Genomic DNA, 22,365 nt, shown 5'->3' on the forward strand with positions numbered 1-22,365 from the left:
CGCGCATGGGCTCCTACTGTCGACACGCACTCGCTGTCCAAGCATGAGGGCAGGGGTGTACTGCCAGGGTAAAGGATCTCACCACTTCTTATCGACGCAGGTACGGAACGTTACGGAACTCCCAGCCTGTCTTCAGGACCGAGTGACGTTCTAATGTGTCCCCATGACCGTACCTGGCATCGACCACCCCGGCCTGGTCGCGTGGATGGGCAGGCACGTGCCCGACGCGGGCGAGCCCCAGTCCGTCTCGCTGATCTCGGGAGGCAGGTCGAACCTGACCTATCTGGTCGAGACCGGGGAGCGCAGGCTCGTGCTGCGCCGGCCGCCGCTGGGCCACGTGCTGCCCACCGCCCACGACATGCGCCGCGAATGGCGGGTCATCTCGGCGCTCGCGCCCACGCCCGTGCCGGTGCCGGAGCCGGTCGCGTTCTGCGGCGACGAGGACGTCATCGGGGCGCCGTTCTACCTTATGGGTCACGTCGAGGGCGTCGCCGTACGGACGAGGGAGCAGCTCGGCGACCCGGGCCCCGAGCGCACGCGGCGGCTGTCGGAGCGGCTGGCCGAGGTGCTGGCCGCCATCCACGCGGTGGACTACCGCGAGGTGGGCCTGGGCGACTTCGGGAAGCCGGAGGGCTACCTGGCCAGGCAGCTCGACCGGTGGTGCCAGCAGTGGGAGCGCTCGAAGACCGCCGACCTGCCCGAGTACGACCGGCTCGTCGCGCGGCTGCGCGAGCGGCTGCCCGCCGAGGCGCCCGGCACGCTGGTGCACGGCGACTACCGGCTGGACAACACGCTGCTGCGGCCGGGCGACCAGGAGATCGTGGCCGTGGTCGACTGGGAGATGTCCACGCTCGGCAACCCGCTGGCCGACCTGGGGCTCACCCTGACCTACTGGCACGACCTCGGCACCGACGAGCGGGACCGGCTGCCGGTGGCCGGTGACGTGACGGCGGCGCCGGGGTTCATGAACGTGCGCGAGTTCGCCGCCCACTACAGCAAGGTGTCCGGCCGCGACATTTCAGACCTCGGGTTCTATGTCGCCTTCGGCAACTTCAAGCTCGCGGTCATCCTGGAGGGTATCCACGCCCGGTTCCGGCAGGGTAAGACCGTGGGGGAGGGGTTCGACGGCATCGGCGCCGCCGTGCCCACGTTGGTCTCCCGCGCGCACCGCATGCTCGACCAGCCCTGACCTCCCCACGAGGCCGGCCCCGACCATCCCCGTCACAAGGAGCGTCATGAGCACTGTTGCACTGATCACCGGAGCGGCGAGCGGCATCGGCGCCGCCGTGGCGCGCCGCCTGTCGGCGGGGGGCGTCAAGTGCGTCCTCGTCGACCTCGACGGGGAGGGGGCCGAGCGGCTGGCCAAAGAGCTGGACGGCGCGTGGCTGGCCGCCGACGTCAGCACCGAGGAGGCCTCGCTGGCGGCCGTCGCGCTGGCCGAGGAGCGCTACGGCCGCCTCGACCTGGTGCACCTCAACGCCGGCATCACCGGCCGGGTGGACCTGGCGGACTTCGACCTCGCGCGCTACCGCCAGGTGGTCGGGGTCAACATGGACGGCGTCGTCTTCGGCGTGCGCGCCAGCGTCCCCCTGCTGCTGCGCTCGGGCGGCGGCGCGATCGTGGTCACCTCCTCGCTGGCCGGGCTCGTCGGGTTCTCCGGCGACCCCATCTACACGATGACCAAGCACGCCGTCGTCGGCCTGGTCAGGGCGCTGGCCGAGCCGCTGGCCGCCCAGAACGTGCGCATCGGCGCGGTCTGCCCCGGCTTCACCGACACGCCGCTCGTGGCCGAGGCGCGGGAGACGTTCGTCAACGCGGGCTTCCCCCTGCTCGACGCCGAAGACGTGGCCGCCGCCGTCGAGTCAGCCTTCTACGCCGAGACTCCCGGCACGCTGCTCATCGTGCAGCCGGGCCGCCAGCCGGTGCCGTACCGGTACGCGGGGGTGCCCGGTCCCGCGGGAGGACAGAAGCCGCCGAGCACTGATTGACGGCGAGTCACGCGCAAAGCGGGACCACTAACGTGAGAAGGGCCGAGCTGCTGCTCGGCCCTTCTCACGTTGCGAACCTTGTAGGTTCGTGGTCACCCTTTGTGTACACGTTTCGCGAGGACGAGGAGCGTTCAGTGATTCCGACCGACGGCCGACACGCGCGACGGCGATCGCCCTGGCCGATCGCACTTGGAGCGGGCATTCTCGCGATCGTGCTGGTGGCGGGCATCATGGTCTACGCCGCGATGCGGAAGGAGGAGCGCAGCGGGTTCACCGGCAGCGAGGTGGCCACCCAGCAGCCCACCCAGCCCGCGCCGCAGCTCGAAGAGCCCCCCGCGCTGCCCAGCTGGCCGCGCTGGGGCGTCACGCACACCCAGTTCAGCGCCGACACCGAGTCGGGGGAGGTCGTGGAGCAGGCCAGGGGCCTGCTCGGCCGGGTCCCGATGCTGCAGAACCAGCACATCATGGGCTGGGGCGTGGGCAACCCGGAGCCCAGCCCCGGGCAGTACAACTTCCGCGACCTGGACCGGCGGCTGACGTTCATGTCGTCGTCGCGGGCGGTGCCGGTCATCACGCTGTGCTGCGCGCCCGACTGGATGAAGGGCGGGCAGGCCGGGCGTACGGACTGGAGCAAGAACCACACGGTCGCGCCCGAGAAGGAGCACTTCGACGACTTCGCCAAGCTCGCGGTGCGGGTGGCCAAGCAGTACCCGACGGTCAAGCACTACCTGGTGTGGAACGAGTTCAAGGGCTTCTGGAACAGCGACACCAACGCGTGGGACGCCGCGGGCTACACCGAGATGTACAACAAGGTCTACAGGGCCTTGAAGAAGGTGAACAAGGACATCCAGGTCGGCGGCCCGTACGTGCCGATCGACAGCTACGAGCGCGGCCCGCGATCGGAGCTGAGCGGGCCGTGGGGCACCGTCGACCAGCGCGCGCTCGACGCGGTCAAGCACTGGATCGCCAACAAGGAGGGCGCCGACTTCATCGTCGTGGACGGCGCGTCGATGCCGAAGGGCCAGGAGAACCTGCCCGACGACTTCGGCGCGCAGGCCAAGTTCAGCGCCATCACCGAGTGGCTGCGCAAGCAGAGCGGCGACCTGCCGATCTGGTGGGCCGAATGGTACGTCGAGCCGGACAACTCCCAGTGGAGCGAGGAGAAGCGCACGGCCGTGCAGGCGACCGCCCTCATGGAGTTCGCCAAGAGCGGGGTCACCACGGCGCTGTACTGGAACCCGCAGAGCAAGGACCGGGGCGACTGCCCCGGCTGCCTCTGGCAGCCCAAGGTCGGCGATGAGATGCCGATGGCCGGGCTGCTCAGCGGGTTCACCAAGTGGTTCCCCACCGGGGTCGAGGTGCAGGAGGTGCGGACCTCCGACCCGAAGGTGCGAGTGCTGGGCCAGCCGCGCCAGCTCGTCATGGTCAACACCTCCGACCGGGAGGTCACGGCCACCGTGGACGGGCGGCAGGTCACGCTGCGGCCGTACGAGATCAGGTGGTCGGGGCGCGGTGGCGCGTGACCCCGCGCTCGTGGCGGCGGAAGACCGCCCAGCACGCCGCCAGGGCGAGGGCGAACACCGGCAGCCAGGCCAGCCGGGCCGCCACCCAGGCCGCCGAGTCCGGGGGCGTGTGCAGGCCCGGCAGAGCGCGGCCGGTGAGCAGGCCGAGGGCGGTGACGGCGATCATGGCGGTCTGGTGCCAGAGGAAGATCGTGATCGCCGACAGGTTGACCAGCGCCGTGGCGGCCCAGGCCAGGGGCCGCCGCAGCGCGCGGCGCAGCGGGCCGAGCAGCAGCACGGCCGCGCCGCACTGGGCCAGGCCGAAGGTGACGGCGGCGAGCGTGGGCGGGTCGAGGTTGGAGATCGCCGCGCCCGGCACGCCCACCATGGCCACCGGGTAACCCGCCCACCCGATCAGCCCGGCCGTGGCGGCGCCGCCGCCGAGCAGCAGCGCCCACCCGGTGCGCGGCCCCGGCACCGCCCACCCGCCCCGCTCTTCGCCCGCCCCGGACGCGCGCCGGGCGCCGCCGCCGCCCCAGGCGACGCCCAGGCAGTACGGCACCAGCCAGCCGGCCGGCACGTTCACCCAGCCCAGCCAGGCGGGCCCGCCCAGGCCGAACCGCAGCAGGTCGACCAGCGCCACGACCGCGAGCGGCCACGCCGGGTGCAGCCGGGCGGCCAGCGGGGTCGCCGCCGTCAGCACGGCGAAGATCAGCAGGAACCACAGCGGCGACCACACCAGCTTGACCAGCGTGCGCACGCTGTCCAGCCCGACCCCGCCGGCCGGCAGCACGAGCGCGATCACCGCCCAGACCGCCGGCACGGCCGCCACGGGCCGGAACAACCGCGCCAGCCGCCCGCCGACCCAGCCCGGGTAACCCGCCCTCTGCCCGCTACCGGTTGCCTGCCCGCCACCGGTCGCCTGCCCGCCACCGGTCGCCTGCCCGCTACCGGCTGCCTGCCCGCCACTTGCCGCCCGCCCACCGCCCGCCGCGTTGCCGCGCGAGGCCCGGTCGTGGCCCGCCGCCCGCAGGCCCCTGCCCGCCACCATGCCGCCCACCAGGAAGAACACCGCCAGCGTCTGGAAGACCCAGGACAGCGGGGCGAGCTCGGGGAGCGCGCGCAGCGGGCTGGCGGCGCGCACCGTGCCGCTGTCGGCCACCAGCGCCGTCACCAGCCAGTGGCCCAGCACCACGCCGGCGATGGCCAGCGCCCGCAGCCCGTCCACGCCCCGGTCGCGCGTCGCGGGGGTGGCCGCGTCGATCCGGGCGAGCAGGTCACGCATGCGCCGCCCACCCCTGCGGGCGAGCAGCTCACGTATGCGCCGCCCGCCCCTGCGGGCGAGCAGGTCACGCATGCGCCGCCGTCCCCGATACGATCGCGGCGACGGCGCGCAGGAACGGCGAGCCCGGCCGCAGGTAGTCGCTGTGCCCGCCGTCGCCCGCCGGGACGACCCGGGCGCCGGACTCCGGCGAGACCGGGTCCAGGCCGAGCCCCAGGGTGACGAAGGGCAGCCGGAGCCGTACGTGCGGCACCTCGGCGATCCAGTCCCGGGAGCCGCGCGCGGCCCACACCGGGGCGGAGGTGCGCAGCGGGGCGCCGGTGCCGGTGCCGGGCGCGCCGTACAGGACGATGTTCGCCACGTCGCCCAGCCCGGCCGCGGCCCGGCCGCAGACGACCGCGCCGTAGGAGTGGCACAGCAGCGACACCCGCGCGGGCCCCAGCTCCCGTACGAGCGCCAGGAGCGCCGGGCCGGCCTCGTCGGCGCGGCCGGTGGTGAGCAGGGCCGCGTCGAGCGGGCCGGGGGGCCGGTAGCCGAGCCACGCGACGACGGCGGCCCCCTCGCCCAGCTCAAGCGACAGGGCCAGGGCGTCGGCGCGCAGCCGGCCCTGCCGGTCGAGGCCGGTGTCCGAGCCGGGCACGAGCACGGCCACCCGGCGGGCCGCCGCCAGGTCGCCGAACACCTCGGCGGCCCGGCCCCCGTCGCGCCCGTCGAAGAACAGGAAGCGCCGCCCCGGCTCCGCCATCGCGCGCAGCGACCGCGCCCGGCGCGTCTGCCCGTGCGCGGCGGCCGTGCGTTCGGCCGCGCGGATGTCCTGGCGGACGGCGGCGTACCGCGCCTCGGTCAGGCCCGCCGGAGGGCGGGCCGGCGCGGGGGCCGGGACCGCGGAGCCCGACAGCGGCGCGGCCACGGTGGCGGCCATCGTGGCGGCCAGCGCGCCGGTGGCCAGCGTGGGGAGCAGGGTGTGGCGTAGGCGGGAGAGCATGCGCCGAACGCTAGGGATCGCACCCTGTCGTCGGCGTCCCACCAGGGAGTGGATCGGCGAGGTAGCTCTGGAGTACTACGGGGATGAGGAGCCCGCGCGGCCCTGGGCGCGCTCACGGGCCCGCAGCGCGCCCCCGCCGGGTTTCGGGTCTGCCCCAGTACGTCAGAGCGCGCAGCAGCCACTCCACCGGCCCGTACCGGTGCCCTCTGAGCCACCACCGGCTGACGACGACCTGGGCGGCGAAGACGGCCAGCGCGATCAGCACCTCCAGCGCCGGGCTGACCCGGTCCAAAAGCGCCAGCCCGTACCCGGTGAAGATCAGCGAGCAGATCAGCGACTGGGCGAGGTAGTGGGACAGCGCCATCCGGCCGGGGGCGGCCAGCGCCCGCCCGAGCCGCGGCAGGTGCGGCAGCGCCCGCAGGAACGTGGCCGCGTACGCCGCCGCCAGCAGCGGCGCCGTCACCAGGTCCACCGCCTCGCCCCAGAACTTGTGCGGCGTGTGGTTCCACACCGACATGGTGTGGACGAACGAGCCGGCCAGCCCCACCGGGAACCCGATCCACTGCAGCCTGCGCAGCGTCACCGTGTGCGCGGGCAGGTCGCGCAGCGCCCCCAGCCTGCCGACCGCCAGCCCGATCAGGCACGCCGCCAGCACGGCCGGCCCCTGGAACAGCACCCGCAGCACCAGGATCCACGACAGCTTGCGCAGGTGCTCGGAGACGATCTCCGCGATGCCGCCGCCCAGCGCCGAGTTCGACGCGGCGGCCTCCCGCGCGGTGTCCGCGACCGTGGCCGAGGGGTCCAGCCCGGCCATGGTCAGCACCGCCAGCAGCACGAACCCGAGCGCGAGCAGCAGCGTCAGCCCGGTGGCCACCAGCACCGCCGTGCGCGGCCGGATCCGGCGCAGGATGAGCAGGGCCAGGCCCACGGCCGCGTACGTGGTCAGGATGTCCCCGGGGAACAGCAGCACGGCGTGCGCCAGCCCGAGCAGCGCCAGCCCCGCCAGCCGCCGCAGGAACATCGGCGTGAACGGCAGCCCCCGCCGCTCCGCCGAGTCGGTCTGCAGCGTGAAGCTGTAGCCGAACAGGAACGAGAACAGCAGGTAGAACTTGTTCTCCGCGACCAGCGTCACGACCCACCGCACGCCCCAGTCCAGGGGCGCGTCGAACGCGGGCTCCGCCAGCCCGGCCATCCGGTAGCCGGAGGCCAGGAAGGCGATGTTCACGACGAGGATGCCCAGGAGCGAGAAACCCCTCAGGGCGTCCACGGAGGCGAGCCTCGTGGTGGTGCGTCGTGTGTCGGCCTGTGCGGGATGTGTCTCCTGTGTCCTCATCGGAGAGCATCATCCCGCACAAGCTGAGAGTTTCCTGGGAATTCAGTTGTTTTGCGCGATATAGATGAATCTCTCGATGATCACCGCGAGCGCCACCACGAAGGAGGGCACCGCCAGGAACAGCAGCCGCCTGCGGGCCTTCGGCGCCCGGTTCGGGCCGTTCAGCCGGATGATCTCGTAGCCGAAGAGCGCCACCCACGTCACGCCCAGCGCGCCGATGCCCACGGGCGTCCACGGCGAGGTGGGGTCGCCGCGGCCCTTGTAGGGGTTCGGTTCGGGGATCTCGGTGCCCCGGACGAACGTCTTCCAGGTGTAGAGCGCCGCGTCCTCGTTGGAGAAGACCCGCTTCAGGTCGGGCGACTTGTCCAGCGCCGCCCGGAACCTCTCACCCCAGTCCGCCGGGAAGCCCTCGTTGAGCTGCAGATAGCTCACCTGGCCGCGGCTCACCATCAGGTACGAGTTCCGTTCCGCCTTCTTCAGCGCCGCCACGGCGTCGGAGATCTTCGTCGGGTCCTTGTGCACCAGCGCCTGGAGGTTGAAGCTGACCTTCTCCACGTCCCGCTCGCCCCACGGCAGCGTCGGGGTGACCTGGGGGCCTTCCTCGGGCACCAGGTAGAGCACCCGCGCGCTGGGCTTGTCGTGCTCGTAGACGTAGTGCAGGGCGGCCACCTCGCCGGTGGTGACCCGCTCGAACTTCTCGTTGCCGTACCTGGCCACCAGGAACGCCATCGCGAACACGACCGCGAAGCACGCCGCCAGCACCAGCGAGACGCGCTTGGTCAGCTCGGGGTTGAAGCGCACGTTCCGCTTGCGCAGCGGCACGGTCTCCTCGCGCACGTCCGCGCTGTCGGCCGGCAGGTTCGGGAAGAACGCGTACGCGGCCAGCAGGCACGCTCCCGGCAGCGCGAACATGTAGATGCGCAGGCCGATCTCGCCGCCGTAGCTCTGCAGCGCCAGCGCCAGCACCGGCACGCACAGCAGGATCAGCGCCGAGCGGTCGAACACCCCGCGCCGCAGCCGCCGGAACAACCCCACCGCGGCACAGCCCAGGATCACCGCGAGGATGCCCAGGCGGGCCTGGAGCACCAGCGCGTGCGCGGGGTCGGCGCCCTCGATGCGGTCGCCGGTGTTGCTCTGGATGTTCTGGAAGATGTTGCCCAGGCCGCCGAAGATCGTGTCGATCTGGCTGGCCCAGAAGCCGACCGTCATGTAGCTGATCCACGCCAGCACGATCAGCCCGAGGAAGAACGGCAGCGCCCAGGTCAGCGTGGTCCGCTTGAAGATCAGGAACGCCGTCACCACGCCGAGCATCATGAACGGCGTGATCTGGTGCGAGGCCACCGACGCCAGGAACAACGCCACCAGCATCATGAGCATGAGCAGCTTGTCGGCCCGGAACATGCCGGTGTTGGCCAGCTCGCCCGGCGTCATCGCGTCCAGCCTGCCGATCCACTTGCGCAGGCCCTTGGGCGGGACGGGCTTCGTGCGCGGCTCCACCCGCCCGAACCAGCGCAACAGGATCGCCACGAACGCCAGATAGAGCGCGAAGGTGAACCCTTGGGGCGAGAAGTAGTCCTGCCCGATCCACTGCACCAGCACGAACAGCAGCGCCGCGAACCACCGCGCCCGCGTGGTGGCCACGACCTGGCGCAGGATCAGCACGAACGGCAGCAGGTAGAGCAGGTTCGACAGGAGCGGCGTCCACTGCAGGATCGTCGTCATGTCGGTGATGCCGGCGGCCTTGGTCACGAACGCGAACAACGCGAAGAAGCCCGGCCAGCCCATGCGGGCGTCGATGCCGATCGCCGTCTCACCGGTCCTGCCGATGAACTCCACGAACCCCGCGTGGATGTACGCGGTCGGGAAGCGCGGCTCCTCGGCCACCAGCGCGCCCGCGCCGTGCAGGGCGAAGGTGATCGCGGCGATCTGGAACAGCAGCAGGAACTTGCGGTCGGTGCTCTGGGTGACCGTGACGAAGAACGACACGATCATGATCAGGATGGCGATGAACGCCGTGGCCGGCAGCGCCGAGATCAGCCCGAGGCCGTCGATGTCGGCCGGGTCCACGCCGCGCAGGGGGCCCGGGGGGACCTTGAGGGCGAGGACGTACATGATCAGGCCCTCGAGGACCAGCAGCACGGGCAGCCACTTGGGCGCGCTCGCGATCAGCGCCCCCAGCCGGCCGCCCCGCGCACGCGGCTTCCCAGGCGCCTGCCGCGCCACCGCCGGCTGCGCCCCCACCTGGGGGTGCGCCACCTGCTGGGGACCACCCGGCTGAGGCCCGGAGGGCTGGGGTCCGCCCGGCCCGCTCGGCCGGAACCCGCCCGGCCCGGACGGCTGCGGCCCGCTCGGTGCGCTCGGCTGCGGCCCGGCGGGCTGAGGTCCGCTCGGCTGAGGTCCGCCGGGCTGGAGCCCGCTCGGCCCGGCGGGCTGAGGTCCGCTCGGCCCGCTGGTCTGGGGCCCGCTGGTGTGAGGTCCGCTCGGCTGGGGTGCGCCCGGCTGGGGTGCGCCCGGTTTCGGGGTGGTCTGTGGTGGTGCGCCCTGTGCCCCCGCCGGGCCCTGCGTCCCTGCCGGGCTCTGGGTGGTGGTCCCGTCCGTTCCCGGTGTCTGGGCCGGGGGAGTCTGCACGAGGTTGGCCAGCGCCTGCGACCCGACGACCTTCCGTCCGGCCCCGCCGGCCCCACCGGTCGCGTCACCGGCCGGCTTCTCGGGGGAGGGCTGCGTGCTCATGGGCTGCGTACCCGCCGTCGGCCCCGCGGCGGCGGCTCCGGCCGCGCCGGACTTCGTGCCGGGCGCGGGCTGAGGCCCGCTGGGCGGCTGGGCGCGCGGCCCCGGCTGGGGGCCGCTCGGAGGCTGCGTACGCGGCCCCGGCTTGGCGGGGGCAGGGGTGGACGACGCCGAGGCGGCCTCCTCGGCCGTCGGCGCCTTCCCGATGTGTACGGGCCCGGGCAGCCGGACGGCCGTGGTCTTCTCCGCGTCGGACTCGGCGGCCTTCCCGGCGGCGCCGCCGGACTCGGCGGCCTTCCCGGTGGCGCTGGCGGACTCGTCAGCCTCGGCGGCCTTCGCGGCACCAGCCTCGGCGGCCTTCCCGGCGCTGTCGGAAGTCCCCTCGCCCGGCTTCGCCGCCCCCTCGTCCGAAGTGCCCGAAGTGCCCGAAGCGTCGGCACCCGAAGCGTCCGAGCTGTCCGGAGCACCTGGAGCGCCGGAAGCGCCCGAAGCGCCGGAGGCACCCGAAGCGCCCGGAGCACCTGAAGCGCCCGGAGGCGGGGAGTCGAACGTCAGCTTGGGGATCACTCCCGTAGCTTCCGGATCGAAGGGCACCTCTGACTCCTCCTTGTCGTCGTGCACGTCTGAGGAGCCGGTAATCCCCTTTGTCATGCCATCGCCGTCCCGTTGCCTCACGCTGACCATCATGAAGCCCCGGACGACCCCTGAGTGACAGTCGACCTACCACTTTCACCGATTTTGAGAATTTTGCGTAGATTTCCAAAGATCAATATTGCGAGAAGCACCTCGCTGAAGAGCAGGCCGTAGCCGACCGCGTTCACCCCGAAGTAGGGGAACAGCGCCACGGTGGAGACCAGCACCAGCACGGCGAGCCCGATCTGCACGACGGCCAGCGTCCGGGCCTGGCTCTGCGCCCGCAGCGCGCTGAGGTAGACCTCGATCAGCACCCTGGGCAGCACCGCCAGCGCCATCAGCCGCAGCAGCGTGGTGCCCTCCTCCGCGAAGGCGGGGCCGAAGATGCGCAGGATCAGCGGCGCGCCGAGGATCGCCACCGCGATGAGAGGCGTGACGATCAGGAAGGCCCGCCGCAGCGCCTGCCGGCAGTTCAGCGCCAGCGCGTCGCGGTCCCAGGAGTTCTCGACGGTCAGCGACACCGCCATGTTCATGGCGAGCAGCTCGATCATGCTGGCCAGCGTGTGCGCCATCGAGAAGCGCCCGAACGTGGCCTCGCCCACCTGCGTGGCGATCACCACGGGCACCAGGTAGACGATCGCCAGGATCGACAGCGTCCCGGGGAAGTCGCCCGCCAGGAACCTGCCGATCTCGCGTAGTCTGGGCGGTTCCTGGCCGGCGTCGGCCTGTCTGACGTGCCGGGGCACGATCACCCCGAAGATCAGCCAGTTGATCGGGATGAGCGCGAGCGCGGTCGGGATCACCCACGAGACGAAGATCCCGCCCGACGGCAGGGCCCCCGCCAGGGCCACCAGCAGCCCCATCTTGACCAGGCCGAAGACCAGGTTGTTCAGCGGCACGAACGTGGCCCGGCGCAGGCCGGTCAGCACCACGTCCTGGAGCGTGAACACGGCCCAGACCACCACGGAGGCCAGGAAGAACAGCCCCGGCCCGAACCCGCCGAGCACCTGGTACGTCTGGCCCCACATCGGCAGCGTCAGCAGGAAGCCGAGCGCCGCGACCCCGCCCGTGGCGGCGGCCAGGCCGTAGCCGCGCAGGATGAGCTCCGGCGTGCGGCGGCCCCCCACCGGCAGGAAGCGGGCCAGCGCGCCCACGAAGCTCAGCGCGGTCAGCGACGCGAACAGCCGCATCGCGGTGATCACGGCCTGCCCGCGGCCGAACTCCTCGGGCGTGTAGAAGTGCGCGGCCAGCAACCAGTAGCCCATGCCGAGCACGCCGGTGATCACGGTGTTGGCCATCAGCGCGTAACCCTGGAGGAACAGCGGGTTACGCAGATCGCGCAGGACCTTCCCCCAGAGGCTAGACATTTCCGCGCACCCGCTGCAGCCCGTACCTCGTCCTGCGGACGACCGCATACCCCTTGGTGAGGATGCGCTCGCGCATGTAGATGAGAGGTACGGCGTTGCCTTCGACGGCGCGCTTGAACATGTTGATGGTCGTGTTCTTGCCGACCGTCAACCGGGGGATGGCGAGCATGTCATGACGATCGGCGGCGATCGTGTTGCTCACGGCGCAAGCGGCGAAGTATCCGGCCTTGCGCACTTCGCGGCGTACGCGGGCGCTGGAGTATCCGTAGGGATAGGCCATGGTGGCGACCGGCGTGCCGATCTTCTCCTCCAGCAGGCCCTTGTTGCGGCGCAGCTCCTGCCGCAGGTCCTCGGTGCGGAGCTGGTCGAGCTGCGGATGGCTGTGGCTGTGGCCGCCGATCTCGATGCCGGTCTGCGCGGCCTCGCGGGCCTGCCCCCACGACAGCATGTCGTCGAGGGGGCGGCCCGCGGCGTCCTTGCCCGCGTCGGAGACCCAGCCGCTGGTCAGGAAGACCGTGGCCGGGAAGTTGTGGCGCTCCAGCAGCGGCAGGGCATGGCTGTGGAAGTCGGCGTAGCCGTCGTCGAACGTCACGACGATCGGCTTGGCCGGCAGCGACAGCCCGTTGTTCTTGTTGAACCTGGCCACCAGGTCGCCGAGGGTCAGCGGCGTGAAGCCGCTCTCCGACAGGTAGGAGAGCTGCTCGGCCAGGTCGGAGGGCCGCACCGCGTGCGGCTTGGTCTCGTCGTTGGGCCGGTCGGTGACCGAGTGGTACATCAGGATCGGTACGCGGATCATGGCCGTGCCACCTTCAACCGTACGGAGCCGACGACGTAACCCCAGGTCGTCCAGGCCAGCCCGACCACGATCGCACCGGCCCGGCCGAGGCCGCCCAGGTCGCCGCGCAGGGCCTCACCGACCCCGCGCAGCGCCCCGAGCGGCAGCGTCTTCAGCGCGTGCGCGCGCTCGCTGGACAGCCCGTCCTGGGTGCCGACCTCCCGCGTGACCAGGGCCTTCGACAGCCCCTCCGCGTAGCACCTGGACCTGAAGTAGGCGAACCGCTCGCGCTGCCTGGACACCTTGTGCCCGATCACCGCACGCGGCTCGAACAGCATGACCGAGCCGGGCCTGCGCTGGCTCAGCCTGATGCAGAACTCGGTCTCCTCACACCCCAGCGGGCGCGACTTGCGGCCCTGCACGCTGCGGCCGATGCCGCTGTGGAAGCCGCCCACCTCGGACACGGCGTCGCGCAGGAAGGCGGCGTTGCCGCCCATCACGTTGCGGATCGGCGCCCTGACCGCGGGCATGCCGCGGTAGGTGCAGCCGACCGTCCAGTCGAACTCGTACGGGAACCACCCGGGCCGCTTCCCCGACGCCCACAAGGGGTCGGTACGGCCGCCCACGCCGACGACACCGGGTTCCTGGAAGCCCTCCTCCAAAGCCTCCAGCCACCCCGGATCGGCGACCGCGTCATCGTCGAGAAAGGCGACGATCTCGCCGTTGGCCGTGGCCACCCCGGTGTTCTTGCCACCCGACAGCCCCTGCTCGTGCGTGTTCTCCACCACGATGGCCTGTGGATACTCGCGCTTGAGCTTGAGGTGCAGGTCCGGGTTGTGATCGACCACCAGGATCAGCTCGTGTGCCGGGCGCGTCTGCTTCTCGACCGACTCGACTGCCTGCCTGATGTCCTCCCACCGCTCCTCGGTGTAGACGCAGATGACAACAGACGTGTTCACAAAGATCCCTTTTTAAGCGACGCCTCGGTCAGCGGCTGGGGTGGCGGCGGGCTCGGGCTGAGGGGGAGTGGGCTGGCGACGCCACTCCTTCAGGATGGTCTTGAGCACGCGGAAGCCGTCTCGCACGACGTGCAGGTTGCTCTCGCCGTGGATGCGGTTGCGCTCGTGGCTGGGCACCTCGTGCACCTTCAGCCCGGCCTTGGCCGCGCGCACGTTCATCAGCGTCTCCACCTCGAAGCCGTCGCAGTCGAGGTTGAGCACGTCAAGATGGCGGGCCCAGAACGCGTTGTAGCCGTAGCACAGGTCGGTGTACTGGGTGCGGTACATCACGTTGACGATGCCGGTCAGCACCTTGTTGCCCAGGCGCCGGTTGAGCGTCAGGTCGTCGCTCCCGCCCCCGGCGGCGTAGCGCGAGCCCTTGACGAAGTCGGCGCCGGTCACCAGCGCGCCCACGAAGTTGATGATCTCGCGGCCGTCGGTCGACCCGTCGGCGTCGATCATCACGATGATGTCGCTGGTGCAGGCGGCGAAACCGGCGGACAGGGCGTCACCCTTGCCCTTGCCCTTCTGGGTCACCACCTTCACGTTGGGCCGCAACCGCTTGGCCACCGCCACCGTGTCGTCGACGGAGTTGCCGTCGACGAGCACGATCTCGTCCACCCACTGCGGGATGGTGGCGAAGACGTGGGGCAGGTTCTCCGCCTCGTTCATCGCCGGCACGACCACGCTGACCGTCGGGGAGATGGCCAGGTGCGGCGTGACCGGGGTGAAACTCGAGGGCGGCGGCATCGACCGCAGGGGCGAGGTGTGGGCCTTGCCGTTGTGCTTGGTTATCTCGGGACTCATGGCGAGGGAAATCCTTCCGGGACCCCGCGCTGCGAGCCGGACGAACCCACCCCGGGTGCTGCGGGAATGGCGAAACCGGCGAACGTTGCATCGAAGGGTCCTGTGTGAGGGTTGTGCTGCTGGTGCCGGGGGGTCGGGGGTGGGAGCGCTCTAGCGTGCTCCCGTGGGTTCCTGACTGACTGCGTTGGGTGACTCCTGACGTTGCATCGAGGTGCGCACCCGACCGAAGCCCTTCAGGACGCGGTCGGCCGCCTTATAAAGAGACGGTCGGTCCATGACAATTGTTCGGGCCTTGTTGAAAGGAGTTCGGCCCATCCAGTGGACGGCCGCCGAAGCGGACGGTCGCGAGACGCGACCCTCCGCGACGTAGAGGACGCCGCTCTTGAGCCAGTCCTTGTACTCCTTGCCGCCCTTGCCCATGTCGACCATGTGCAGGCCCGCGTTCGCGGCGGCCTCGGCCATCTGCAGGTGGTGGACGATGCCCGGCGAATAACGGGCGTACTCGGTGTCGTAGGCGGGGAACCACCCTACAAGCGTGGTCGCCGTACGGAGGCCGAAATGCCCCGCGACCGGTACGTCACCGGCATAGAGCATGGTCAGGACACCCGCGAAGTCCGATGAGTTCTCGGCATGCATCATGTTCGTCAGCTCGACGATCCACGGCTGCGCGAACCTGTCGACCCGGCCGGTCCGCTGATACTGGTCGGACTTCCAGGCCAGGAGGGTGCGCAGCACCTCGGGGTCGGCCGAGGACCACTCGAAGCGCAGGTCGCCCTGCTCCCTGCCGAGCTTGCGCTCCTTGTAGCGGACGGTCTTGAGGTTCTTGGGCGAGTTGGCCTTGACCTGCTCGATCCAGGCCTCGAAGCCGGAGGTGAAGTCCATCACCGGCGCGGGCCGGACGTCGGCCTCGTAGTCGGCGAAGGTCGGCTGGCCCGCCACCAGGTGGTCGAAGTCGAAGACGCTCAGCTTGCAGGCCCGCAGCAGGGCCTTCGCGTCGAGCTTCAGCCCCGGGACGGAGATCAGGCCGTGGCAGGTGGTGAGGAAGCCGCCGAGCGGTTTGCCGATGCCGAAGCTGTGCCGCTCGTAGGGGAAGAACCCCACGACGCCGCTTCCGTCGGAGATGACCGCCACCCTCACGTAGTCACGCAAACGGTCCATCGCCACGGCGAACTCGACCGACAGGAACGGGTTGTCCAAGCTGGGGTCGGCCTTCTGGAGCTCCCGCCATCGGGCCCGCTCCGAGTCCCCGAGGTCTCTCGGCCGAACTACCTGGATGTTCACCTTGCCCTGGCCCCCTGTTCGGTCTGCATGCTCTTCCCCCGGTACAACACCCGAAGCACGTACATGAACCCTCCGAGCACGGCGACCGTCGCGACACCCGCCCGGGGCGACCACGCGTTGAAGAGCAGCATGGCCTCGGCCAGAAGCACGTTGAGTACGAGACTCGCCGCGGCTCCTACGGATAGGGCGGCGAGGGGGTCACGATCACGCAACAGTCCCACCACTGCCGCCCCTGGTACGACCAGGAGGAACAAGGAGATGAGGAACGGGCGCAGCGGTGTGTCGATATCGAACAGCGCGATGACCGCTCCCGCGATGCAGGCGAGCGCGACCAGCCAGGCCAGCGCTCTGCGGTGCTGCTTGAGCATCTCCTGTCTCTCTCCTGCTCTAGCTGGTTGAAAAGCGCGGTTGATCGTCAGTTCATGGGATCAATCCGCGCCCTGACACGTCAATGCCGACGCTTGGCGACCCCATCTGGTTTACCGGCATGCCAAGTTTTCTCCTGTGACCTTCAACACACGGTCACGTGATCGCCATCCCCGGTGAGGTCCCCAAGCACACCAGGATGCCCTATCCGGCCGGGGATCATCGAGTCAGGGCCCGATTTATCCCCGTTTGTCGGCTAAATTTGGGGATCTACCGGCGCTTGGTGATGTATGTCATCACTCATCGGGAAGCTGGGACTCGTCGTCCCGGGCGGCACGCCGGCTGGGCGTTCCGGCCCGATCTTCCGGCTCCTCGGGCTCCTCCGGCGCCGCCGGCTCGCGGGTCGGCAGCCGGGCGGGCGGCGGCTCGTCGTCGTCGCCGTCCCAGGACAGCGCGCAGGTCGTGGTGCCGCCGTTCGAGGTGAACACCACCCGGGCGCTGCCCGTGACCCCGGGGTCGGACACCGTCACCCGCACGCCGGCGGCGCCGCCGGCCTTGACCGACCCGCGCGCCGGGCGCACCCGCACGCCCCGCGAGGCCGTCGCCGTCCAGGAGAGCGCGGCGCCCCGCGCGGTGAGCCCGATCTCCGCCTCGCCGCCGATGACGGTCCCCGGGCACGTGATCCGCAACCGGCCGCCCGCACCCCGCCGCGTGGGCGTCGCGGCGGGTTCGGCGCCGCGGCGGCTTGGCGTGGCGGCGGGGCTCCTGCGCGGGGCGGCGGGCCGGGTCCGGGCGGAGGGGGCGGGGCTCGGGGACGTCCCGGGCGGCTCCTCCCCGATCACCGGCTCACCGGTGGGGTTCCCCTCGTCGGGAGAGCCGGGGAGACCGGAGGTGTCGGGGGAGCCGGGGAGGCCGAAGGGGTTGGGGAAGGCGGAGGTGCCGGGGGAGCCGGCGAGGCCGGGGGAGGGGAGCGGGCGCAGGGCCGCGCTGTCGGCGCCGCCGGAAGTGCCCGTGGCGCCCGCCGTCCCGCTCTCGTTGTACACCACGATCGCGCCGGTCCCCGTCAGCAGCGCCGCGCCCGCCAGCAGGAGCGGCGCGAGCGCCGGCGGCCGGCGCCGGCGGCGATCGGCCGGCACGGGGAACCCCGACCGGCCGAGGTCGTCGCCCCGGCCGGTGATCAGCACCCGGGTCCGGTCCAGCTCCGGCCGGCCGCAGGCGCCGATCACCCGCCGCCGCAAGGAGATCGGCGGGTACGCCACCCGCACCAGGTCCAGCAGCCGCGCGGCCGAGACCTCCCGGGGGCGCCGCCCCGCGCACACCTCGCACCCGCCGACGTGCCCCGACACCCGCCGCCGCAGGCCCGGGCTGAGCGGTCCTTCCCAGGAGTCCAGCAGGGCCGACAGGTCCGGGCAGTGCGCCCGGCCGGTCCTGGCCAGCACCACGGCCGCGGCGGAGTTCTCCAGGTGGTCGCGGGCCCGGCTCAGCCTGGCCGCCGCCTGCCGGGCGGTCAGCCCGAGCACGGCCCCGGCCTCCTGCGGGGTCAGGCCGTGGCGCAGCGACAGTTCGAGCACCTCGCGCGCGCTCCGGCCCAGCTCGCCGAGCACCTCCCTGACCAGCCCGGCCAGTTCGGGATCGTCCTGCCGCCCCAGGTCGGGCAGCGGCAACGTGCCCGCGGGGCCGCCCGGCCGGGTCGAGGGGCGGCGGGACGTCCGGGCGCGTACCTGGGACCGGGTCAGCGCGTACAGCCAGGCTCTGAAGCGGCGCGGATCCCTGAGCCGGGCCGCGCATCCCTGCGCCGTGACCAGCGCGTCGTGCACCAAGTCGGCCGCCAGGTCGGACGCGCCGCACAGGAAGTGGGCGTAGTCGTGCAGCCGCTCCCCGTAGGAGTCGTAGAGCGCGGCCGGGGCGGCGGGGTCGGCGCGGCGCAGAGCCTCGGCCAGCTCCCGGTCGGCGGTGCGTCGGACGGACGGCCAGCCTGGCACGGACTACCTCCCCGCGGGTCGGACGGGCGCTCAAGCCCCACGCGGAGAGGACGCGGCGTCGATCGTCCGGGTTCGCCCCCCATGCCCATCGGGGAAGGCGGGGGGGGGGTATGCCCCGGGGGGCCGCCGGCGTGGGGGGGGGGGGGGGGGGGGGTCTTCCCCTCTGCTTGCCCTGCTTGGCGTCCGGCCCGAACGCGATGAGCAGGATGCTGATCGGCCGCTTCGGGTTGTAGGTCTTCTTCAGGTACTGCAGCAGCTCGGCGTTGCTCACGCCGCCGTCGGGGTCGTCGTTGCCCGCGCCGTCGGTGAGGATCAGGAGGGTGTTGACCTTGTCCTCCTGGTAGCTCTCGGTCAGCTGGCCGTAGGCCGCCTTCACCGTGTCGTTCAGCCCGGTGTCGCCCGTCGCCTTGGCCTGGAGCTGGGCGAACGTCCTGACCAGCAGCTCCTTGCGGAGCGTGCCGTCGATCGACTCGGCGAGCGGCCCGACGGAGACCAGCTCCTTGTAGTCCTTGCCCTGCCCGTCCATGTGGGTGGAGAACGACCACAGGCCCATCTCGGAGCCGGGCGGGAAGAGCGCCAGGCCCTCGGTGGCGATCCTGTTGATGGCCTGCATGCGGGTCATGTTCGTGCCGGGCACGGGCAGCGCCATCGTGCCGGAGACGTCGAGCAGGGTCAGCAGGCGGGTGCCCAGGTTGAGCCTGGTCCAGGTCTGCACCATGCGCGTCACGGTCGCGCCGTCCGGCGGGTCGAGCGCCGCGGGCGTCTCGGGGGTGAACCCCTTGTCCTCCGACAGCACGTCGCCGGCCTTGCCGTCGGTGCCGCGGAACCCGGCCTCGCGCAGGATCTTCTTGGCCGGCTCGGTGGTCAGGTCCTGCTTGAAGTCCGCCGCGGCCTTGAGCACCTGCGGGTCCTTGGCCAGGATCGTGACCGGATAGTCCAGGCTGAGCGTGCCCTCCTCGGGATAGAGGGCGACCACCGGCGACTCGGGCTTCTTCTTGTTGTGGGCGTAGATGGCCTGCTCGGAGGTGACCCCGACCGGCACCCTGCTGCCCGACTTGACCGTGAGGCTGGCCAGCAGCGCCGTCGAGTCGGTGGCGAGCTGGCCCGACAGCTCCTTCAGCGCGCCCACCAGGGCCTTGTCCTGGCCCGACTCCTTGGCCGTGCCGGCCGCGGCCAGCAGCGCCGCCAGGCCGGCGGAGTTCTTCTGCGGGTCGAGGGCGAGCACCCGCACCTTCTTGCCGGGGCCGTCCACGTTGGCGACGTTCGCCGCCGAGATCATCGCGCCCCAGCTCGGCCGGAGGGCGTCGGACAGCTTCGCCGCCGACGCCTTGGCCGCGGCCAGCACCACGGGGGAGGACGCGATCGACCCTTCGACCTGCGGCAGCTCCCCGCCCGACGCCGTCGCGCGCATGCTCTCCATGAGCAGGCTGGAGTCGGCCACCCAGAAGTCGGCCTTCGCCTTGCCCGCCACCACCGCGTTCGCGGTCCTGGAGGCCGCCTCCTTGGCCACCGTCACTTCGACGCACTTGCTGTCGATCGAGTGCATGGCCTTGTTATAGTTGCCAGCGATCTTGTTGAGCGCGGGCTGGATGTCGGGGGTCGCCACGACGCGCAGCGGGAGCTTGCCGCCGGAGCAGTCGTGGTCGCGGTTGAAGATCACGAACGCGGCGACGCCGAGGAGCACGGCCAGGGCGACGGCCCCGGCCAGCGGCACGAGCACCCGGCCGCGGCTGCTTCTGGCGCGCCGGCGCGGTGGAGGCTCGCTGGCTCTGTATCCGCCGTCGAGATCGTCTGTGCGGTGTCGCCCCACGATGTCCTCTTAGGTTGTCCTCTTAGGTGTTCTTTGCGACCTTCCGGAGACCCTAGCGGGAGATGCTCCGCAATACTTCCGGAGACGATACTCGGTGCGGTCTCTGTGGCAAAACACCCCTTTTGGTGCGACGATTACATCCTGTGGCGGTCAATGGTGGCAAACGTGACCGCGCCAGGCCCGCCTTCCCTCCCGTACGGCGACCGCCGCCAGCGCCACCGCGACCATCGGATCCACCCACCACCACCCCACCGTGTTGAGCCACAGACCGGCCAGCACGCCGGCCGCCATGGCCCCGCAGAGGAGGTTCTGCGTGCCCTCCCCGCACGTCGCCGGCGACGCCAGCCGGGTGCCCAGCCGCCGCTTGACCGCGCCCAGCACCGGCATGCTGACCAGGCTGAACGACGTCACCACGATCCCCAGCACGCTCGGCGCGGCCCGGTGCCCGTGGTCGAGGTCGTGCGCGACGTGGATGACGAGATAGGGGGCGAGCAGCCAGAAGCTCACCGCCACCGCTCGCCGCGCGGTGATCTCGGCGCTCGGGGACAACGTGCGGGCCCCGGTGAAGCGCCACACCACGATCAGGCTGGCCGCCGCCTCCACGACGGCCGACAACCCCCAGCCGATGAGCGCCACCGAGTGCGCGGCCAGCCCCGCCGCCAGGCCGAGCGTGCTTTCCACGCCCAGCCAGGCCAGCGTCGCCACGGAGAGCGAACGAGCGGCGCGCGCGGCGCGCAGCCATTCGGCCGACGCGGCCGGATGCTCATGAATCCGCTGATCAGGCACCATGAACCCCCGAACTCCCGGCTATGCCCGGCCGTCGACAGCGATCTGTACGGTACCCACTACCGAACGTGACCCCGTCTGGCCGCGGCAAAGCATGGTCAAGGTTGCCCCCGCATAATGATCAACGACAGAAGGGGGCCGTCCGTGCCGTTCACACCCAGCCACATCGCCGCCGTGCTGCCGCTGATCGCCTCGCGCCGGATGCGCCGGTTCGTCGATCCGTGGGCGCTGGCGCTCGGCGCCATGGTGCCGGACCTGCCGGTCTTCCTGCCGTTCCTGCCGGACTACTCCGACTGGCACTCCTGGCTGGGCGTGGTCACGATCGACCCGCTCGCGGTGCTGATCCTGCTCCCCCTCTTCCACCTCGTCCTGCGCGACCCCCTGATCGCGCTGCTCCCGGCCGCCCTCGCGGGCCGCGCCGCCCTGCTCATCCCCGACCGGCTGCGCGTGCTCCCCATGGCCGTGGGCGGCGTGCTCGGCGCCGCCACCCACGTGCTGTGGGACTCCTTCACCCACTCCACCGGGCCCGCCGAGTGGGGCGCCTGGCTGTCGGTCTCCGTCTTCGGCGTGATCAGGCTCTTCCGCCTCCTGCAGTACGCCTCCTCCGCGATCGGCCTGGCCGTGGTGGTGTGGTGGGGGTGGCGCGGGCTGACCAGGATGGCGGCGGCGCCCGTGCCGGAGCGGCTGCGCCTGACGCGCCGCGCCCGCTGGACGGTCCTGGCGGCCTCCTGCGCGGGCGTCCTGTCGGGCGCGCTGTTCTGGCCTCTCATCGACGAGCCCAACCCGAAGTTCGGCATCGCCTCCGTGATCACCAAGACGGGCGCGGGCACGGTGATCGGCCTGGCCCTGGTCCTGCTCTGCTACGCGCTGGTCTGGCAGGTCAGGCGGCGCGTGGCAGTATCGACTCGTGCTTGAGTACGTGACCGACGCCGACGACCCCCGCCTCTCCGACTACACCCGGCTCAGGGACGTGGAGCTGCGCAAAAGCCTTGAGGCCGAGCGCGGCCTGTTCCTGGCCGAGGGGGAGAAGGTGATCAGGCGGGCCATCGGCGCCGGCTACCCGATCCGCTCCGTCCTGACCACCCGGCGCTGGCTGGCCTCCCTGGAGGACGTCCTCGGAGACGCCACCGTCTACGTCGTCAGCGACGAGGTCATGTCGGGCATCGCGGGCTTCCAGGTGCACCGCGGCGCGCTGGCCTCGATGGAGCGCCTGCCGCTGCCGTCCGTGGAGAGCCTGCTGAAGGGCGGCGCCCGCCGCCTGCTGGTGCTGGAGGACCTCGTCGACCACTCCAACGTCGGCGCGATCTTCCGGTCGGCCGCCGCCCTCGGGGTGGACGGCATCATCCTGTCCCCCCGCTGCGCCGACCCCCTCTACCGGCGGGCGGTGAAGGTCGCGATGGGCGCGGTCTTCTCGATCCCGTACGCGCGCATGGACGACTGGTTCACCGGCCTGACGCACCTCCGCGACGCAGGCTTCCGCACCCTCGCCCTGACTCCCGACCAGAGCGCCGCCCCCATCGACGAGGCCGCGCTGGGGGAGCGGGTGGCGCTGCTGCTCGGCGCGGAGGGCGACGGCCTGTCCTCCCACTGGCTGCACGAGGCTGACCTGGCCGTGTGCATCCCGATGAGCGCGCAGGCCATGGACGCGGGTGTCGACTCCCTCAACGTGGTGGCGGCGGCCGCGATCGCCTGCCACGGACTGATGCGCCGCGCCGGCTGACCCGAAAGCGCGCCGGTATCAAA

18 protein-coding genes and 1 pseudogene are annotated in these 22,365 nt (G+C 71.7%); 6 read left to right on the forward strand and 13 right to left on the reverse strand.

Annotation, left to right across the window (positions count from 1 at the left end):
* Positions 1-163: 163 nt before the first annotated feature.
* The 3 genes from IO39_RS30750 to IO39_RS30760 all read left to right on the forward strand — a co-directional run bounded on the left by IO39_RS30750 (position 164) and on the right by IO39_RS30760 (position 3,511).
* Positions 164-1,189: a phosphotransferase family protein gene (locus tag IO39_RS30750; RefSeq protein WP_043630252.1), complete on the forward strand. Its 1,026-nt coding sequence runs from the start codon at positions 164-166 to the stop codon at positions 1,187-1,189.
* Between the two features lie 46 nt (positions 1,190-1,235).
* Positions 1,236-1,988, forward strand: a complete 753-nt coding sequence (locus IO39_RS30755; protein WP_043630254.1) for an SDR family oxidoreductase — start codon at positions 1,236-1,238, stop codon at positions 1,986-1,988.
* Positions 1,989-2,200: 212 nt separating this feature from the next.
* Positions 2,201-3,511, forward strand: coding sequence for a GH39 family glycosyl hydrolase (locus IO39_RS30760; protein WP_245642395.1), 1,311 nt, complete (start codon positions 2,201-2,203; stop codon positions 3,509-3,511).
* Here IO39_RS30760 and IO39_RS30765 read toward each other — a convergent pair.
* The 11 genes from IO39_RS30765 to IO39_RS30815 all read right to left on the reverse strand — a co-directional run bounded on the left by IO39_RS30765 (position 3,483) and on the right by IO39_RS30815 (position 18,026).
* On the reverse strand, positions 3,483-4,847 hold the full coding sequence (locus IO39_RS30765; protein ID WP_211267228.1) for an acyltransferase family protein: 1,365 nt from the start codon (positions 4,845-4,847) through the stop codon (positions 3,483-3,485). The genes IO39_RS30760 and IO39_RS30765 overlap by 29 nt on opposite strands.
* Positions 4,840-5,757 (reverse strand): alpha/beta hydrolase, encoded by a 918-nt coding sequence (locus IO39_RS30770; protein WP_043630258.1) that lies wholly within the window; start codon positions 5,755-5,757, stop codon positions 4,840-4,842. Before IO39_RS30770 ends, IO39_RS30765 begins: the two co-directional genes overlap by 8 nt.
* A 112-nt stretch (positions 5,758-5,869) precedes the next feature.
* Positions 5,870-7,024, reverse strand: coding sequence for a DUF418 domain-containing protein (locus IO39_RS30775; protein ID WP_245642397.1), 1,155 nt, complete (start codon positions 7,022-7,024; stop codon positions 5,870-5,872).
* Between the two features lie 108 nt (positions 7,025-7,132).
* Positions 7,133-9,346 carry a hypothetical protein gene (locus IO39_RS30780; protein WP_052423570.1) on the reverse strand — a complete coding sequence of 738 codons (2,214 nt, stop codon included), beginning with the start codon at positions 9,344-9,346 and terminating at the stop codon, positions 7,133-7,135.
* 1,154 nt (positions 9,347-10,500) lie between these two features.
* Positions 10,501-11,817 carry a lipopolysaccharide biosynthesis protein gene (locus IO39_RS30785; RefSeq protein ID WP_052423571.1) on the reverse strand — a complete coding sequence of 439 codons (1,317 nt, stop codon included), beginning with the start codon at positions 11,815-11,817 and terminating at the stop codon, positions 10,501-10,503.
* A complete protein-coding gene (locus IO39_RS30790) occupies positions 11,810-12,613 on the reverse strand; it encodes a polysaccharide deacetylase family protein (RefSeq protein ID WP_043630263.1) in 804 nt (267 codons plus the stop codon). Before IO39_RS30790 ends, IO39_RS30785 begins: the two co-directional genes overlap by 8 nt.
* The gene (locus IO39_RS30795; RefSeq protein WP_043630267.1) at positions 12,610-13,551 is read right to left on the reverse strand and encodes a glycosyltransferase family 2 protein; all 942 of its coding nucleotides are present in this window, start codon (positions 13,549-13,551) and stop codon (positions 12,610-12,612) included. The genes IO39_RS30790 and IO39_RS30795 overlap by 4 nt, the downstream gene beginning before the upstream one ends.
* Before the next feature lie 12 nt (positions 13,552-13,563).
* Positions 13,564-14,397, reverse strand: a complete 834-nt coding sequence (locus IO39_RS30800) for a glycosyltransferase family 2 protein (RefSeq protein WP_043630270.1) — start codon at positions 14,395-14,397, stop codon at positions 13,564-13,566.
* A gap of 150 nt (positions 14,398-14,547) precedes the next feature.
* Positions 14,548-15,594, reverse strand: coding sequence for a GNAT family N-acetyltransferase (locus IO39_RS30805; RefSeq protein WP_342671454.1), 1,047 nt, complete (start codon positions 15,592-15,594; stop codon positions 14,548-14,550).
* Positions 15,595-15,674: 80 nt separating this feature from the next.
* Positions 15,675-16,046, reverse strand: a complete 372-nt coding sequence (locus IO39_RS30810) for a hypothetical protein (protein ID WP_043630275.1) — start codon at positions 16,044-16,046, stop codon at positions 15,675-15,677.
* A 294-nt stretch (positions 16,047-16,340) separates the two neighbouring features.
* Positions 16,341-18,026, reverse strand: coding sequence for a sigma-70 family RNA polymerase sigma factor (locus IO39_RS30815; protein WP_043630278.1), 1,686 nt, complete (start codon positions 18,024-18,026; stop codon positions 16,341-16,343).
* A gap of 524 nt (positions 18,027-18,550) precedes the next feature.
* Here IO39_RS30815 and IO39_RS58105 point away from each other — a divergent pair.
* Positions 18,551-18,961, forward strand: coding sequence for a hypothetical protein (locus IO39_RS58105; RefSeq protein WP_043630280.1), 411 nt, complete (start codon positions 18,551-18,553; stop codon positions 18,959-18,961).
* Here the strand turns inward: IO39_RS58105 and IO39_RS58110 are convergent.
* Positions 18,907-19,836: pseudogene (locus IO39_RS58110) on the reverse strand (ABC transporter substrate-binding protein); the annotation flags it as partial. The gene IO39_RS58105 and the pseudogene IO39_RS58110 sit on opposite strands and share 55 nt — an antisense overlap.
* Before the next feature lie 150 nt (positions 19,837-19,986).
* Entirely contained in the window at positions 19,987-20,625 is a 639-nt protein-coding gene (locus IO39_RS30830; RefSeq protein ID WP_052423572.1) for a cation diffusion facilitator family transporter, read from the reverse strand.
* Between the two features lie 141 nt (positions 20,626-20,766).
* Between IO39_RS30830 and IO39_RS30835 the strand changes: the two genes are divergently transcribed.
* Both IO39_RS30835 and IO39_RS30840 read left to right on the forward strand, forming a co-directional pair.
* Positions 20,767-21,537, forward strand: a complete 771-nt coding sequence (locus IO39_RS30835) for a DUF4184 family protein (protein ID WP_043630285.1) — start codon at positions 20,767-20,769, stop codon at positions 21,535-21,537.
* A complete protein-coding gene (locus tag IO39_RS30840; RefSeq protein WP_043630288.1) occupies positions 21,530-22,342 on the forward strand; it encodes a TrmH family RNA methyltransferase in 813 nt (270 codons plus the stop codon). Before IO39_RS30835 ends, IO39_RS30840 begins: the two co-directional genes overlap by 8 nt.
* Positions 22,343-22,365: the final 23 nt, after the last annotated feature.

The organism is Nonomuraea candida, assembly GCF_000725485.1.
GTDB lineage: Bacteria > Actinomycetota > Actinomycetes > Streptosporangiales > Streptosporangiaceae > Nonomuraea > Nonomuraea candida.